This window comes from Fluctibacter halophilus, assembly GCF_020687825.1.
Classification (GTDB): Bacteria; Pseudomonadota; Gammaproteobacteria; order Enterobacterales; family Alteromonadaceae; genus Fluctibacter; species Fluctibacter halophilus.
This window is the reverse complement of record NZ_JAJEWP010000010.1, coordinates 1-17022: the sequence shown is the minus strand read 5'-3', so window position 1 is coordinate 17022 and position 17022 is coordinate 1. Positions and strand designations below refer to the sequence as shown.

The window sequence follows — 17022 nt, the reverse complement described above, 5'->3', positions numbered from 1 at the left end:
TTAGAATGAGTAATCGAGTGCAACCCAGCCTTCAGTGGTTCTGAGTCTGAACGGTTGTGGCGTGTGTGGCTGCCAGCAAATCAGATGCACCCACCCTTTGGTAATCAGCGTTTTCACCACTGGCGCACGCTCAAGCACGCTGTCGATATGTTCGGCTCCGGCCTGAACCACCACACTGAGACGCAGCGGCTCATGGCGCCAGTCCGCCCCATCATGAATAGACTGTTTGGAAAGGCCGATGCGCAAATCTCCGGCATTACCTTCGAACACACCGAGGTGATTGCCCACCACGTTGTGCAACATTTTGTCACCTGCACCAAACTGCCGGTTGTCAGTACGCGACATCAGGTATTGCATGCTGATCCAGTGAGCCACAACCATTGGCGCACTGATAATTTGCAACAACCGTTCACCATTGGTGTCCGACGCCCCATCGTATTCATGCAGAAACGTTCGTCCTTGCAGATTGATACCCCGGGTTGCCTTGCGTGGCGCAATGATAAATCCGGCGTTGTTGGCCAATCCCCACTCGGGGCGCAACTGGGACCATTGACGGCCCCGCAGCAATAAGCCATCGGCGCTGTCGGATAACCCGGGCGCCCGCTGACGACGGTTTTCAGCGCCAGCACGGTCAAAAGCCTGACGAAGGTGCTCGGGGAGCGAACAATCATCCTGCCAATGCACCTGGTCAGTCACCGTATCGTGCACGGCGGCGACAAATTGGGTCGACGCGGGGATGTGTATTTCGAGGGACAGCAACGCCTGGCGAACCTCAGGGTCGTTCAGCCATGTCACCAGCACCGTGGCATTGGCCAGTCCGCCCTGACCACCACAGGCACCACATTCAAAGCCACTGCGTTGCGGATTGTTCAGGTGTTCGCTGGTGTGGCCAACGATAGCGACCCAGGGGGCCAGGCGTTGTGTTATCCCCAGGTGCTGTAACACCCCGGCACAAAGTTCGGCCTTTTGCTCAGCACTGGCCGGCTGCCCCTGGTGATCCAACACCTGGCCGGGACGCAGCCGGGTGATTTTAGCCGGTGCCGGGCGCACGGTATTGCGCAGCATGCGCCACGCGTCCAACGCTCCCCAGGCCTCTACACCGGCAAACATCGTAGGTCCGGCCCCTTTCAACTGACCGGTCAGCCATTTACTGCGACCACGCTGTCGGGTTCGGCTGTCGTCGTCAAACGTCAGGGTAAACTGCGGCTCCAGCAAACCGGGCAAATGACGTTGGGTAAATCCACCGTGACACCGGGTCGACAATGCAACACCAAAAAAACCGGCAAAACCGAGGGTTTCAATGTCAGGGTTGTCTCGCTCCAGCGCCCGGCGAAACGGCTCACTGCGCACATCAATACAAAAGGCCGCCTGCATTTGCACATCTTCAGTCTGCTGGGGTGTGTGCCCCAGTGTCGTCAACAAGCCTTGTTGGTAAGCTAACTCAGCAGCCCGCAACCATACCCACAGAGGCGATTGCATCTGCCTGACGGTCGCCAAACGTTGAGAATGGTTGAGTAGCTGCTGCTGCCAACGCTGTCGTGCCCGTTGATGGCTTTCGGGGGCGACATCCGCGTGGTAGTCAAACAGAACACATTCCCAGGCCATCCGAATGGCCAGCACATTGAACAGTTGTTCTTCGTTCTCCAACGCGCCATTTTGCCAGCCCTGATGGGCCGCCCAGCTTGCCCAACCTTTCACATCCAGCAACAATGCATAACAGACGTCACCGGCACAGGCAGGAGACACGCCAAGACTTGCCAGTCCATGCTGAACGAGAGCCTGCGGTGTGTCTGGTAAGGTGGCAAAGTGCTGTTCGAGGCCGCGAGCCCCCATCAATACCGGCAAACCGAGGTCGTGACTGACGCTGTCCAGCCAATACCGATACAGGCTGTCTGGCTTCTGGCCCTGGAGCTGCGTGTAGTCGGCACATTGTTGTGAGATCTGCTGGATGATTTCATCATGCCAGCTTAACGTCGGTGATGATCGCCCCTCAGCATCGAGGAACTCACTGTATGCTCGCCAGCGAGGCAACGGACGTTTGTCATCCAGCGCCTCACGCAACGCCTCGATGTCACACTCCGCATCCAGTAAGGATGCAGCCTGTTGCAGATGGCGGTGTTGCAGAACGGATTGCCACTGCTGTTCAAACCAGCGCGATTCGGGCAGTATCCGGGCACCGCAAAGGTAAGTCACCCGCGCGACAACCTCCTCTACCGGTTGCTCTCGCCATTGCCATAAAGGATTCACAGCAATCCACTGATCGAGCGGCCACTGCGGGGCAATCCGCTGAATGGCGGCATGGACAGCTTCGTCCAACGGCATGTCCGTCGATTGCACTACTTCAGCAGCTTGATTCATTTTCCTGACTCCAGCAACACAGATTGAGAAGACTTGGCGGGCTGGCCAGGCAATTGTGCCGGCCAGATACGCAACGTTAATCGGCTGGCCCACTCATCAAGGTACAGCCCTGCAAATAACAATCGGTGCACAGGGCGGGCAAACGACGCTTTGGGCCACCAGCGGATAATCCAGAATCCCAATGTCAGCAACAGGAAAATCCCCACCAACCAGACCAACGCAAAACGGGAAACGGCACTTTGCTCCACAGTCATCCATTGGTGTAATAACTGGGATTGCGCGCCATAAAGGACGGCACTAAGAAGCACAATCCAGCCGCCTATCAGCCAGTACCCCTTGGATTCCTGGGGGGTTTTGATCAGGCTGAACCAGGGCAACACCAGCAGCGCAAAACACAGTAGCAGTACAGCGCCGGCAGAGAGCCCGAAACCGGCAGCAACGCCCAGGGCGAAAAGGCCGCAGCCGCTGATGCCAAGGGATAGTGCGCTGCCGGGCGATTGCGTGGTGCCAAAACGTCGCTCGGCCTTCCAATGATCCACCGCGCTACCGGCACTCAAAAACGCCATGGCTTTGTAACTTGAATGGGCCAAAAGATGCAGAAGGGCAAGGGTATAAAGCCCAAGGGCAATTTCTATCAATAGGAACGCCATCTGTGCACAGGTTGACCAGGCCAGACGTACCTTAATACTGATGCGGGTGTCCATAACCAGGGTTGCCAATAGCAAGCTGATGCCGGCGACAACAATCAACATTGCGGTCGCCAGTGGTGCTGCAGCCAGTACGCCGGGGAAAGCCAGCAACATGACGCCGCCCAGATTGATCACCCCGGCATGCAACAGTGCCGAGACCGGGGTGGGCGATTCCACCACCTGGATCAGCCAGCCATGCAATGGCATTTGTGCACACTTGATAAGGGCGGCCATGACTAGCAGACAGGCGGCCAGCGTGGTCATCGAAGAAGGGACAACTGAGGCATTTATCTGCTCAATCCATGGGCTCTTGGCCTCCATCGCCAGGATCAACAATCCCACCACCAGCATCAGGTCACCAAACAGCATAAACAAACGTTTCTTGTGCGCCGCCAGTGCGGCACGAGGGCGGTCCGGGTAATGCAACAATAAGCGATGGGTACCCACGCTGACGCCTATCCAGCCGAGCATCAGCACACCAATGTGATTGGTTGAGATCAGCAACATGACCCAGGTCAGTACACTTTGCATCGCAATCAGGAAGCGCTGGCGGCCCGGGTCACCACTGAGGTAACGATCCGAAAACGCCACCAGGATATAGCCCAGCAACGCAACCATGGCCATCAGCACGCCGTGTGCCAGTGAATGGCTAAACCACCCTGCTTCAGCGGGCTGCCAACCAACCACCAGCCCTGCAACAACCAGCACAGCACTGATAGCGTGCACACCACGCACCCATCGCCAGGCCTTAACCGGCATGAACATGGCAGCCAGCACACCACTGGCCATCATCAGCAACACGAATAACGGGATCACCGAGCCTGACACTGAACATCTCCTCTGCATGGCACAATGCAGCGGAGTATCATTGACAGAACAAATTCTGTAAAATAGATAATTATTCAGATAACGTTCCATTTAAGAGAACAATGTCAAAATTAAATTATCACCATCTGTATTATTTCTGGCACGTCGCCAAAGTGGGAAACCTCACCCGAGCCGCCCAGCAGCTGTACGTTTCACAGTCCGCTTTATCTACTCAGATCAAACAGTTAGAAAGCACAATGGATGTGCAGTTGTTCGAACGCCAAGGCCGAAAACTGGTCCTTACCGCCGCCGGTCAGCAGGCGTTTACCATGGCCAGTGACATTTTCCAGCGCGGTCAGGAATTAGAAGCCTGGCTGACGCAAAAAGGCCATCAGGTGCACACCCATCTGCGCATCGGTACGGTATCAACCATGTCACGCAACTTTATCGAACAGGTTGTAACGCCGTTACTGCGCCAGCCCAATATGACCTTCAACCTGCACAGCAGTGATATCACCAGCCTGCTCAACGAACTGGCCAATCACCAACTTGATCTGGTGCTGTCAAACGTCAATGTGGCCAGCAACCGGGAACGGGTGTGGCATGTTCAGCAATTGGCTCAGCAACCCCTGTCAATCATCGGGCCCGCTGACAAGAAGCCTTCGGGGACCTTTCCCGAAGGCTATACCCAGCAGCGCTGGGTCACGCCGGGCGTGCACTCGGAAATGTATGCCAGTTTCGCCGCATTCTGCAGCCGCCATCGATTTGAGCCCGATATCCTGGCCAGCGCCGATGACATGGCGTCCTTGCGTCTACTGGCCAGGGACAGCGGTGCACTGGCTGTATTGCCAAACGTCGTGGTCAAAGACGAGCTGGCCTCTGGCGCATTGGTGGAGTACATCAGGATCCCGGATGCCTATGAACGATTCTACGGGATTACCCTGCAACGCCAGATGGCGCCGACGGCGTTGACGGAGCTGCTGAATAACCTGTCGATGTGAGTTAAGCGACGGTGAAGGATGCATGGGTTTGACGTTGTGCCCGATCCCCTTCTATTTTTACAGACCGGGCTTGCTTCCCACCCGATTGGTGATAGCATGCGCCCCAATCATTTTGAACCAATAACAGGAACCTGATATGTCTCGTGTGTTGATCATCGGTGCCGGTGGCGTAGCAGCCGTAACCGTCAAGAAATGTGCGCGTTTACCAGAACATTTTGATGAAATTTATCTGGCCAGCCGCACCGTGTCCAAATGTGAAGCCCTGCAACAAGAAGTCGGTGCCGATCGGGTCAAAGGTGTATTTGCCGTTGATGCCGATGACGCGCAGCAAGTTGAAGCGCTGATCCGCAAGGTTGAACCGGATTTGGTCATCAACCTGGCGCTGCCCTATCAGGACTTACCGATCATGGACGCCTGTCTTGCCACCGGTGTGGACTACCTGGATACGGCGAACTACGAGCCAAAAGACGAAGCCAAGTTTGAATATTCCTGGCAGTGGGCCTATCAGGACAAGTTCAAAGAAAAAGGCATCATGGCATTGCTGGGTAGCGGCTTTGATCCTGGCGTAACCAACGTGTACACCGCCTATGCCGCCAAGCACTACTTCGACGAAATTCATTACCTGGATATCGTTGACTGTAACGGTGGTGACCATGGTCAGGCCTTTGCCACCAACTTCAACCCGGAAATTAACATCCGCGAAATCACGCAACGTGGTCGTTTCTGGGAAGACGGCCAGTGGAAAGAAACCGACCCGTTAAGCGTGCGTGAAGACCTGGATTACCAGAACATCGGTGTGCGTGCCTCTTACCTGATGTTCCACGAAGAGCTGGAATCGTTGGTGAAGCACTTCCCGACCCTGAAACGTGCCCGTTTCTGGATGACCTTCGGCGAAGCCTATCTGAATCACCTGCGCGTGTTGGAAGGTATCGGCATGACCAGTATCGAACCGATTGAATTCCAGGGCCAGAAAATCGTCCCGCTGGAGTTCCTCAAAGCAGTACTGCCAAACCCAGGTTCCTTGGCCGAGGGCTACACCGGCATGACCTGTATCGGTACCTATATCACCGGTATCAAAGACGGCAAAGAAAAAACCATCTTCATCTACAACAACTGCGACCACGCGGTATGTAATGAAGAAGTCGGCGCGCAGGCAGTGTCGTACACCACCGGTGTACCCGCCATGATCGGCGCGGCATTGATGCTCAACGGCACCTGGAAAAAAGCCGGTGTCTGGAACATGGAACAATTTGATCCTGACCCGTTCATGGAGCTGCTTAACCAGCATGGTCTGCCGTGGCAGGTGATCGAATGTGACAACAGCCCGTTCAGCAAGTAAGCTGACCGATACCAAATCGGGGGACAAAGGCCAGGCGTCCTTGTCCCCTTTTTTATGCAAACACGACAACGGATCCATCGTCTTGTGACGGAGTAAGCCATGACCGACCCGATGATGAGCAGCGACATCCCGTCGCCCTGCTATGTACTGGAAGAAGCCCGACTGGAAGCGAACCTGCAGCTGATGCAGCGGGTACAGGAACAAAGCGGTGTAGAAATAATCCTGGCCCTGAAAGGCTTTTCCATGTGGTCCACCTTTGACCTGGTGGGACAGTATTTGGGCGGTTGTACTGCCAGTTCTGTATGGGAAGCCAAGCTGGCCAAATACGAAATGGGCAAAGAAGTACATGCCTACTCTCCGGCCTACAAGCCAGCCGACATCGACGAATTGGTCAAACTGGTTGATCACATCTCGTTTAACAGTCTCGGTCAGTGGCAGCGTTACAAAGAGCAGGTGCAAGCGGCGGGGATTTCCATGGGATTGCGGGTAAACCCGGAACATCGCGAGGCAGAAACGGAATTGTACGACCCCAGTGCCCCCGGTTCTCGGTTGGGTATTAAAGCTGCCGATCTGGCAACGGCAGACCTCAGTGGCATCGACGGCTTTCACGTGCACAACCTGTGCGAGTGTGACTCCTTTGCAACCGAGCGCACCATCAACGCGGTCGAACAAAAATTTGGCCAATGGTTGGGACAACTGAAGTGGATCAATTTCGGTGGTGGTCACCTGATGACCCGTCAAGGCTATGATGTGGAACACCTGATCCAGACGCTAAAAGCCTTCAAGGCGCGCCACCCTCACTTACATGTGATCCTCGAACCTGGCTCTGCCGTGGCGTGGCAAACCGGGCCTTTAGTGGCAGAGGTGGTCGACATCGTGACCAACAAAGACACCATTGCCATTCTGGACATTTCTGCCACCGCGCATATGCCAGACGTACTGGAAATGCCCTACCGGCCAGCGGTTCGTCATGCTGGTGAAGCCGGAGAAAAAGCCTATACCTACAAGCTGGGCGGTAACTCCTGTCTGGCCGGTGACGTGATTGACGATTACAGTTTCGACGCGCCACTGGAAATTGGCCAACGGATCATCTTTGAAGACATGATCCATTACACCATGGTCAAAACCACCTTCTTCAACGGCGTTGAGCATCCACACATTGGTATTTTGCGCCAAGACGGCAAGTTTGATCTGGTGCGCAGTTTCAATTACCTGGACTTCCGCAACCGGTTGTCATGACAGCGTTTGGACTCACCCCTTTTGATTCAGGGTGAGTCCGTATTCGTACAGGGCGTTTTTCTTCAGATCGCAGTGTTTGGCCACGATGCCAGCCGCTTTCTTGAGCGGTAATTCGGCCATCAGGGCTTTCAACAATCCCGCCGCCTCGTCACTGATCCCGGTATCAGCCCCAGGCTGACCGCCAATCATCAGCACGAACTCACCCCGTTGGTGATTGGGATCCGCCTGCAACCACTCGAGGGCTTGTGCCGCACTGCCACTGAAAAAAGTCTCAAAGGCCTTGGTCAATTCTTTGGCAATCACCACCGCACGGTCGCTCCCCAGTACCTCCACCACGGCTTGCAGGGTATCTTCGATGCGCCGAGGCGCCTCATAATAAACACTGGTGGCGGTCTCGTTGAGCAGGGATTCCAGTTGCTGTTGTCGGGCCTGCGCTTTTACCGGCAGGAACCCTTCAAACCGAAACCGGTCGGTGGGCAGTCCGGCTGCGCTCAGCGCAGTGATCGCCGCACAGGCGCCGGGTAAGGGTACGACCGCCACGCCGGCCGCCCGGCACTGGGACACCAGCGCATAGCCGGGGTCACTGATCAACGGCGTTCCGGCATCCGAGATCAACGCAACACTGTGCCCCTGCTGCAATTGCGCAATCAATTGGACGGCACGCTGGGATTCATTGTGATCATGCAGTGACAACATGCGCGGGTTGATCCCAAGGTGTTGCATCAATCGCGCACTGTGCCGGGTGTCTTCTGCCGCAACAACGTCAACCTCAGACAGCACACGCACCGCCCGTTGAGTAATGTCTTCAAGGTTGCCAATCGGCGTAGGAACGATAAAAAGGGTACCAGTGGTTGTCATCTGTACTAGGGTCGCATTGTGTTGTGTAGCCAAGCATTTTAAACTAGTCGCCACGGATCATGAACCGCCATTACGGCCACTATCGGGATCATTATGCCCATTGCAGCCAATAACATACTGCGCAGCGCCTCCCTTACCCTGCTTTTGGGACTTACGGCATGTGCCAGTGGGCCCTCTGGCTCGCCCACGCAAGCTCGGATAGACAATCGTCAACAATCGACGGTAGAGACCACTGCACCGCCGACAGATGCGCTGGACCAGGCAGAGGCTGTCTATGCCCGTACTGGAGACGCCTATCTTCGTAACCAGTATTTGCTTAGAGCGGCGCAGCAATATGCCGACGATGGCGCATGCGCCCACGCCACGACGGTGCTCTCATTGCTTTATCCCGAGTTAGAGGACAATGCCCAGCAAACCCACGCCAACGTATTGTTCGCGCAATGCCTGCTGATGCAAAAAGACGTCGATTTGACCCAACTGCAGAACCTGCTCGATGCCTCGTCCCGACAGATGGGTTTTGACCGGGAACTGGACGGATTACGCGCGCAACTGTTGTTCAGACAACATCGCTTCGTGGCCGCTGCGGATGCGCTGCAGGCCAGTCAGGTACAAACGAACGAGCGGGATAAAACCCTGTGGGATTGGGTCAGCCGCGCGGATACCCAGGCGTTGCGTGAAGGCCGACGGGAATTTGCTGAACTGCGCCCCTGGATTGAGCTGGCCTTGATCGTGCGTCAACACGGTCTTGCCCCGTCAACACTGGCTGCGCAGGTCAACACCTGGCAGCGACGCTATGCCGATGAGCCCTTTGCACAATCGCTCCCTGACGCGATACATCAGGCGATCAATACACCACTTCGCAGTCCGATGCGCGTCAGTGTGCTTCTGCCGCTGAGTGGCCGTCTGGCCAGTCAGGGACAAGCCATCAAAGAAGGCTTGCTGGCCAGCTACCTTGCAACCGAGCGTCTCGACCGCGAAGTTGACGAAACGCCGCGCTTAACCTTTGTCGACACTGCATTGCACAGCATGGACGAGGTTGCCGCCATGCTCGGTGACAGTGACGTCGTGATTGGGCCATTGCTGAAAGACAATGTTGCCGCACTGCAGGCGCTATTGCCAGATAACGTGCCGTTACTGGCGCTAAACCGGTTGGACGCACCAGTGGCGCAGACAATTGCAGAGACCGAGCAGGCTTCCCAAGTACCCGATGATACTCCACCTCTGCTGCCCGACCTTTCTGAACTCCCCGAGGCGCGTTATTACTTCGCTTTGGCCCCAGAAGATGAGGCCTTGCAGATGGCGCACAAAATTGCCGACTCTGGCGCACGTAACCTGATTGTCGTGGCTGATCAATCGGCCGCAACGCAGCGCATGGCAGAAGCGTTCTTACAAACCTGGCGGCAGCGCCTTCCGTTAGCCCCTGTTCCGGCCCTGACCAGCTTCGACAGTAATGAAAGTTTGCGCGACAATATCACCGAAGCCCTTGGCGTGGCCCAGAGCAAGGCGCGTATTCAGGGGGTGGAGAGGATCCTCAACAGTGAATTGCACAGTGTCACCCGCAATCGGCGCGATATCGATGCCATTGTGATCTTTGCCAGCGTTGAACAGACCGAACTGCTTAACCCTATCATTGAAGCCAGTCTCAGCCCGTTCGGTGATGAGCAGGTGCCCGTGTATGCATCACATCGCAGCTACAGCCTGCAGCGCAGCAAAAACTCGCTGCGGGATTTGCGCAATCTGACCTTTACCGATATGCCCTGGATGCTACCCGGCCATGAATGGCATAGCCTGCAACAACAGACCCGGACGTTGTGGCCGCAGCGTAGTGATACCCTCAACCGCCTGTTTGCCATGGGCTATGACAGCTATCAATTGGTTCCTGTGCTGGAACATTTGCGCATCTTACCTCAGACTGCGCTGCAAGGACTGACCGGACAACTGCACGTGTTGGAAGATGGCACTATCAAGCGCACCCTATCTTATGGCAAAGTGGCTGAAACTGAGGTCATCCGTCTGGCAAGCCGTTAAGCAAACCCTGCCAGGGCAGCGTGGCGCTCTGGCAGAGCATCTGGCGGGGCGATTCCTGCAACGGGCCGGACTGACACTGGTGGCAACCAACTACCGTTGCCGCAGGGGTGAAATTGATCTTGTCATGCGGGAACATACCCATTGGGTGTTTGTCGAAGTCAAATATCGCAGTCGGCAAAACCACGGGCGGGCAGCAGAACAGTTTGATTATCATAAACGGCGTCGCGTAGAATCCGCAGCCATGCATTATTTACAACATCATGGCTTGAATCCGGCATGCACAGAGCATCGCATCGATTTGGTCGCCATTGATGGAGAACGTATCGCGTGGTTCAAAGCCGTTTGAACCCGCCTTTTCACGGAAGCGACATGTTAGACAATATCAAAGCCAACTTTACCGAAAGTATCCAAACCAAAATCGCTGCCATCGAGATACTGCCGCCAGCCATTGAGCGCGCAGCAATGATGATGGTGGAAGCCCTGATCCGCGGCAACAAGATTTTGGCCTGTGGTAATGGTGGTTCTGCCATGCATGCCCAACAATTTGTCGCCAAGTTGCTCAATCGCTACGAACGGGATCGTCCCAGCCTGCCGGCATTATCACTGACCGCAGACAACGCCACCATTACGTCTATCGCCAACGACTATAGCTATGATGAAGTGTTTTCAAAGCAGGTCCGCGCATTGGGACAAACCGGCGATATTTTGCTGGCCATTTCCACCAGCGGGCACTCCCGTAACGTGATCCATGCCATGGAGGCGGCCCTGAGTCGCGACATGACCATTGTTGCCCTGACCGGCAGTGATGGTGGCGAAATGGCCGGTTTGCTTGGCCCCAGCGATGTAGAAATCCGGGTGCCTTCGAACCGCGCTGCGCGCATAGAAGAAGTGCATTTACTGGTCATTCACAGTTTGTGTGAATGCATCGACAACAGTCTGTTTCCAGAAACACCCGAGGGATAAATCATGTTGAAAGGATCGCGCGCGGGTATCGCGCTGTTACTCGTATCTGCTTTGCTGCTACAAGGCTGTGCAGCCCTGGTTGTCGGTGCCGGGGTTGGTGCCGCTTCCGTTGTCCACGACCGCCGCACTCTGGGCACCCAGGTGGATGACAAAACCACTGCAGGACGAATCGTCGCCGCCATCAATGAAGATGAGGCGTTGTCCAAGCAGGCCAACATCAACGTTCATGTGTTTAACGGCGTCGCCCTGCTGACCGGACAAACCCCGTCGGAAGCGATGAGACAAAGTGCGGAACAGCGCGCCGCAACCGTGCCGAATGTGCGCAAGTTGCACAATCAAATCCGTGTCGCCCAGCCTATTGGTGCTGGCACGGTCACCAATGATGTATGGCTTAGCTCGAAAGTGCGCGCTAACTTACTGTCCGATAAGCGCATCGATGGATTGCACATCAGCGTGACGGTGGAAGACTCTGAAGTGTTCCTGATGGGACTGGTCAAGGCCAATGAAGCCGACGTGGCTGTAGAGGTCGCACGTAACGTCAACGGCGTCGCCCGGGTCGTCAAAGCCTTTGATTATTTATAGTGCAAATCTATCGCGCGTCTTGTCGCGAAGATTTGCGCAAGGTGAGTTTGGCTATCTGACTACCTGCACAACAAAGCACCATCTTTCGCGAAGATTAGCGCAAGGGTGAGCACCGGTCGCGCCAGCGATGAGGGGTGACTTAACGTCACGCCGAAAGGCGCGCAACGACGCGACAGGACGTCGCGGCTGGGTGCCGCTCATCATGGACGTGTTTACTCCGATGTCTCCCACTCAAAGGAGACAAACATCTCGGCTTTCCAACTACATCAACGATGAATCTCAGGACGTCGCGGCTGGGTGCCGCTCATCAGGGACGTGTTTACTCCGATGTCTCCCACTCAAAGGAGGCAAACATCTCGGCTTTCCAACTACATCAACGATGAATCTCAGGACGTCGCGGCTGGGTGCCGCTCATCAGGGACGTGTTTACTCCGATATCACTAGCGGGCCTCACTTCTGGACCCCTTGCCAAAAAGACGCGCGATAATCCCTCCGCACCGTAACAGTACATTTTTCAACCAATCTGTACTATCTTGAAGAGATGCTTCTCCACGAGGTCAACACATGTCTGACTCGCTATATACACGGTTAGGGGGTACCGATGGGATTACTCAAATCGCAAACGATTTGGTGGATATACACCTCGCAAACCCCGCCATATCGCCACGGTTCGTAAACAGCGATGTCTCAGCGCTGAAAAAGGGCGCCGCGACATTTTTCATTGCGGGTACTGGCGGTCCCAATGTCTATGAAGGCAAAGACATGGCGGCGACTCACAAGGGCATGAATATCAGCGGTAATGAATTTTTAGCCGTGTTGGACGACGCATTGGAAGCCCTGAACAAGAACAACGTAGCGCAAAGGGAGAAAGAAGAGGTGCTGTTCGTACTGTACAGTATGAAGCCAGACATCGTGCATATATAGCCTGCTGTAATCCACTCTCTTACACCAAGGCAAGCGCATTGAACTTGCGCCAGGCGTAGTTAACGGCTGCACCACTGCGACATCCTACCATTTACACCCTTCCCTTTTCGTGTTGCAGTAGTTGACGTGAACATTAAGGGACCTGGGCATGAAAATCACCCGCAACCACCTCGACTCGGCAGCTTCTGACAACATCATTACCCCTGAGCAGGCTGACGCGCTGTATGACTACCTGAAAGAGCATTCAGGTGCCACGCCCTCGTTCACCTTTACCCATGTGCTGTACTATTTCGGCGGACTGATAGCCATCGGTGCAATGACGGTGTTTATGACCTTAGGCTGGGAAGTCTTTGGCGGCTGGGGCATCGTTTCCTGCTCGATGATTTATGCTGTCCTCGGTGTGTGGCTGACCCATCGCTTTGCCACCGACGGCCACCCAATACCCGCCGGAATTTGCGCAACCTTTGTCATTGCCCTCACGCCACTGGCGATCTATGGCTTGCAGCAAGGACTGGGTATCTGGCCCGACGAACGGGTGTACCGTGAATACCATCGCATCATCGAGTGGCATTGGTTGTATATGGAGTTGGGGGCCCTGACCGTCGGTATCATCATGGCCTGGCGCTACCGCTATCCGTTTATGCTGATGCCAATCGCCGTGACCTTGTGGTACCTGTCGATGGACGTGGCAGTCATGCTGACCGGCGAACACTACAATGTCGAGTTCAGAGCGTTTATCTCGATGTATTGCGGCTTACTCATCACCTTGCTGGCATTTTGGGTGGATATTCGTTCCCGCAGTCAGGCCGACTTCGCGTTCTGGCTGTACTTGTTCGGCCTACTTGCGTTCTGGGGTGGGATGACCGCACAGGACTCCGACAGCGAACTGGCCAAGCTAGGTTACTTTGCTGTGAACCTGCTATTGATGGCCATCGGTGTACTCCTGACCCGACGGGTGTTCGTAGTGTTTGGCGCACTGGGAAGCTGCCTGTATCTGGGTCACCTGGCGCACGACGTTTTCAAGGACAGTTGGATGTTCCCGATCAGCCTGACCTTTATCGGCTTGATGATGGTGTACGGTGGCGTCCAATGGCAGAAACACGAAAAGCGCCTGTCACAGAAGGCCCGCAGCACCCTACCCCCATCACTTACCCGACTTATCAACAGCGGCAAACAGCGGTAAGGCATTTTTTACCGCTGAATCACCAGATTTATCAGTCAGCCTAATGAGGGTTCGACGATTGTGACTATTCCCCACCTTCGCCGTTGAGTCGTTGCAGCAACCCCTGCAGGATTTCATCCTCGTTATCCAGCAGGTGATCGTTAATGGCTATATCAGGCACCACGCCTTGCTGCTGTTCACTGCCACTAACCCGCACGATATAACCTTTGGCGATCTTTACGGTTATTCCGGTATTGGGCAGCGGGTACTGAAACTGCGATGCATACAGGGTGGGATAGTCACCGGTTTCTTCACCCACAACCACTCCCCAACCGTGGTCCTGTATCTGCGCGGCGGTCACGCTCGCCTGAGAGTGTGACTGACGGTTAACCAGTACATAGACGTTACCTGTATACCGTTGTTGTTCGGGTACCGGTGTGTACGGTTCAAACTCGAAGGCGTAGCGGGCACCGTCTTCATGGGTCATGATCGAGCGCCAGTAGGGATTGGTTAAATCACGCTTTTGTTCGGTGTCGCGCTTTAACAGCGCACTGCTGCGCAAGTGGAACTCGGCATGCCACTTAAACGGTTTGTCAGCCAGATACGCCACCAGATAATCACTGAATGCATCGTCTCCACCACTGTTATTGCGTAAATCGATGATCAGGTTGTCGACCTGGGCGGCGTTGATTTGTTGGAAAGCCTGATCGACGAATTGTTGGTACTGCGCCAGCTTGCCGGAAAAATGTCCGGGGTTCAGATACGCCGCTCGCGGATAGAACGTCAGCTCCTGTTGTGCCCGCAGGATTTCGTCTTTCTTTGCTTCGAATCCGTCTATCACCGGGATTGCTGTCAATTGATGAGACTGCAGGCCGTTTTCAGTACGCACGGAAACGGTAAAGTTATCCTGTCGGCCAAAGGCATACCAGTAGTACCTTGGGAAGGTATACACTTCTAATTTGGCGTTTTTAAAATAGGTTCGTTCTGCCGAAATCAGTGGGTATATCTGTTGCAAAATGTCAGCTATCGGCACCCCATTGATGGCAATCAGTTCGGCGCCGATGGCAATCTTTGGATTGTCCGAATAGTCTGCCCTGACATAAGCTGCGCCCTTTTCAAACACTAACTCCAACGGAAACAAGGTACCGCCGGCTTCGGCATAGTCGACATAAGGGCCCGCAGGGAAGTCGATTTCAGTGTGACCATTGTTCAAAGACGCCACCAGTTGCTGAAAGACGTTGATTGCGGCAAGTGGGGGGTAAGACTGCGCTGTCAGTTGTTGTTTGAGCGTAAGGTATTTGTTCTTCAACGCCGCCTCAGTGATGTAGGCATACGGATTGTAGTGGGTGTCTATCAGCGACTGATACAACACTTCAAAATCGTCGACCACCTGTTTATGAGTGTAAGTCTTGTCGTCTGCGTCAGCCCGACATGTAACGGCCAATAATGTCGCGCAAAGCAGCGCACCGAATGGCTTGAGATTGAAAGTCATGATATTCCCGCTAACCATTTAAACATTGCCCTAGCTTAGGTATTCTGTGTCTCAATGTGCTGACAAAACCTTGTGATTGTTCTGACAAAAAGCCCCGATTACCTAACCGATGCCAATGATTGAATGAAAACTGCCGCTGCTGACATCCTTTGCCTGAATCAATGGGACATCAATCTTGTCACCGGTGAAATAACAGACAACAGCCAACCCGGCGACGGCACTCCGTCAACGGAACGAATCGACCCCCTCGGGATCCGGCTGATCCAGCTGTTGGCTGAGCACAACGGTGAGCTGGTGACAAAAGATACGTTGATGTCAGCGCTATGGCCAGACACCATCGTTACCGAAGACGCCCTTGCGCGGTGTGTTTCGCGGGTAAGAAAGCAACTGGGGGACAGTTCACGACACCCCAGGTTTATCGAGACGCTGCCCAAGCGAGGGTATCGTCTGATCGCCGAAGAGGTGCAATGGAAGGTTATCAGCGATGCCCCTGCCGTTCGGCCCCACAGCAATACGTCGGCCGGAAAAAGGATGTACCTTAGGGGCCTTGTGACGTTGGTGCTCTTTGTTCTGGTCAGCGTGCTTTTGTACACCAACCATGCGCCACTGTCGGAGCCATCACCGGCAATGGATGAACTCCTCGCTCAGGCGGATGACTATTATCATCGTATCAACCGTCAGGACAATGAAATGGCCCTTGAGCTCTATCAGCAGGCCATTGCACAGCAACCTGATTCTGCACTGGCTATGGCGGGCCTGGCCAACGCATTGGTGCAACGGGCTATTCGTCTGCCGGTACCCGACACAAAAACGGCCTGGCGGGACATGAGCCTGGGTCAGGCGCTGGCAGATGGACGCTTGTTTAGCCAAACAACGCAGGATTCTCTGGCAACAGCACATGCACTCGCCACCAAAGCAGTGGCACTGGCGCCTGATGACCCCAGAAGTCACAAAGCACTGGGGTTTGTGTTGTCGGCACAAAACCACTTGCAACCCGCATTGCAGCGCTACCAGCAAGCCTTGTCGCTGGACCCTAAGGCCTGGGATGTTCTGATCAACATGGGCGAACTGTATGAATTGCAGGGCCAACCTAACACGGCCATTAGCCACTACAAGCAAGCACTTAAAGGGATGCAACGGGACAATGCGGGCAAGGCCTGGCGAGCCAGCACAGGTGCGCTCATTGGTGACAAGTACCTGTTACAGGGCAACGTCAGCGAAGCAGAAATTTGGTACCGGCATGTACTGACCTTTGCTCCCTTTGACAGCGCGGCAACCAAGGGGTTGTCTCAGGTACTCAGGCAGTCCGGCCGTACCGGCGAGGCCGAACGTTTATGTCAGACGTACCGGGAACGGGTGGGTCGGTCGGCTTGTTAACAGGCTACGCTCACGCGTACTAAGGAACAGCTGACATAGCGTGTTCAGAGACGCTCAGGATCCACGGGTTCATGGGGCAGTTTGAGCGAATAGTGGACATCGCGGGATGTTGCAATAAATGACTGCTCTTGTGCATTGAGCAGACCCTCGTTTCACCTGCCATTTCAACTGAAAACACAGAACATGGTTTTTCAGGGGAAGCG

At 54.9% G+C, this 17022-nt stretch carries 14 protein-coding genes; 10 read left to right on the top strand and 4 right to left on the bottom strand.

All coding sequences use genetic code 11. The features are described from left to right. Both LJ739_RS18700 and LJ739_RS18695 read right to left on the bottom strand, forming a co-directional pair. Positions 1 to 2358 carry a DUF2309 domain-containing protein gene (locus tag LJ739_RS18700; protein ID WP_229163091.1) on the bottom strand — a complete coding sequence of 786 codons (2358 nt, stop codon included), beginning with the start codon at positions 2356 to 2358 and terminating at the stop codon, positions 1 to 3. Then, positions 2355 to 3875, bottom strand: coding sequence for an NADH-quinone oxidoreductase subunit L (locus LJ739_RS18695; protein ID WP_229163090.1), 1521 nt, complete (start codon positions 3873 to 3875; stop codon positions 2355 to 2357). Before LJ739_RS18695 ends, LJ739_RS18700 begins: the two co-directional genes overlap by 4 nt. A 101-nt stretch (positions 3876 to 3976) precedes the next feature. Here LJ739_RS18695 and LJ739_RS18690 point away from each other — a divergent pair, with 101 nt between their 5' ends. The 3 genes from LJ739_RS18690 to nspC all read left to right on the top strand — a co-directional run bounded on the left by LJ739_RS18690 (position 3977) and on the right by nspC (position 7433). Next, positions 3977 to 4855 (top strand): LysR family transcriptional regulator, encoded by an 879-nt coding sequence (locus LJ739_RS18690; RefSeq protein ID WP_229163089.1) that lies wholly within the window; start codon positions 3977 to 3979, stop codon positions 4853 to 4855. A gap of 136 nt (positions 4856 to 4991) precedes the next feature. Next, positions 4992 to 6194 (top strand): saccharopine dehydrogenase family protein, encoded by a 1203-nt coding sequence (locus LJ739_RS18685; protein WP_229163088.1) that lies wholly within the window; start codon positions 4992 to 4994, stop codon positions 6192 to 6194. Positions 6195 to 6293: 99 nt separating this feature from the next. Then, a complete protein-coding gene (gene nspC, locus LJ739_RS18680) occupies positions 6294 to 7433 on the top strand; it encodes a carboxynorspermidine decarboxylase (RefSeq protein ID WP_229163087.1) in 1140 nt (379 codons plus the stop codon). Between the two features lie 12 nt (positions 7434 to 7445). Here nspC and rsmI read toward each other — a convergent pair whose 3' ends face one another. After that, positions 7446 to 8291 carry a 16S rRNA (cytidine(1402)-2'-O)-methyltransferase gene (gene rsmI / locus LJ739_RS18675; RefSeq protein ID WP_229163085.1) on the bottom strand — a complete coding sequence of 282 codons (846 nt, stop codon included), beginning with the start codon at positions 8289 to 8291 and terminating at the stop codon, positions 7446 to 7448. A 93-nt stretch (positions 8292 to 8384) separates the two neighbouring features. Here rsmI and LJ739_RS18670 point away from each other — a divergent pair, with 93 nt between their 5' ends. The 6 genes from LJ739_RS18670 (at position 8385) to LJ739_RS18645 (ending at position 13971) form a co-directional block, all read left to right on the top strand. Next, complete coding sequence (locus LJ739_RS18670) at positions 8385 to 10319, top strand: penicillin-binding protein activator (RefSeq protein ID WP_229163083.1); 1935 nt, start codon at positions 8385 to 8387, stop codon at positions 10317 to 10319. Then, on the top strand, positions 10273 to 10665 hold the full coding sequence (locus LJ739_RS18665; RefSeq protein WP_229163081.1) for a YraN family protein: 393 nt from the start codon (positions 10273 to 10275) through the stop codon (positions 10663 to 10665). Before LJ739_RS18670 ends, LJ739_RS18665 begins: the two co-directional genes overlap by 47 nt. 23 nt (positions 10666 to 10688) lie before the next feature. Then, positions 10689 to 11282, top strand: coding sequence for a phosphoheptose isomerase (locus LJ739_RS18660; protein WP_229163074.1), 594 nt, complete (start codon positions 10689 to 10691; stop codon positions 11280 to 11282). Between the two features lie 3 nt (positions 11283 to 11285). Further along, the gene (locus LJ739_RS18655) at positions 11286 to 11864 is read left to right on the top strand and encodes a BON domain-containing protein (RefSeq protein WP_229163072.1); all 579 of its coding nucleotides are present in this window, start codon (positions 11286 to 11288) and stop codon (positions 11862 to 11864) included. A 564-nt stretch (positions 11865 to 12428) separates the two neighbouring features. Further along, the gene (locus tag LJ739_RS18650) at positions 12429 to 12788 is read left to right on the top strand and encodes a group I truncated hemoglobin (RefSeq protein WP_229163070.1); all 360 of its coding nucleotides are present in this window, start codon (positions 12429 to 12431) and stop codon (positions 12786 to 12788) included. Positions 12789 to 12936: 148 nt separating this feature from the next. Continuing rightward, entirely contained in the window at positions 12937 to 13971 is a 1035-nt protein-coding gene (locus tag LJ739_RS18645) for a DUF2157 domain-containing protein (RefSeq protein WP_229163068.1), read from the top strand. A gap of 64 nt (positions 13972 to 14035) precedes the next feature. On the opposite strand, the gene LJ739_RS18640 is transcribed toward LJ739_RS18645, so the two are convergent. Next, the gene (locus LJ739_RS18640) at positions 14036 to 15442 is read right to left on the bottom strand and encodes a S41 family peptidase (protein ID WP_229163066.1); all 1407 of its coding nucleotides are present in this window, start codon (positions 15440 to 15442) and stop codon (positions 14036 to 14038) included. Positions 15443 to 15565: 123 nt separating this feature from the next. On the opposite strand from LJ739_RS18640, the gene LJ739_RS18635 reads away from it, so the two are divergent. Next, positions 15566 to 16819, top strand: coding sequence for a tetratricopeptide repeat protein (locus LJ739_RS18635; protein WP_229163064.1), 1254 nt, complete (start codon positions 15566 to 15568; stop codon positions 16817 to 16819). The last annotated feature ends 203 nt before the right edge of the window (positions 16820 to 17022 follow it).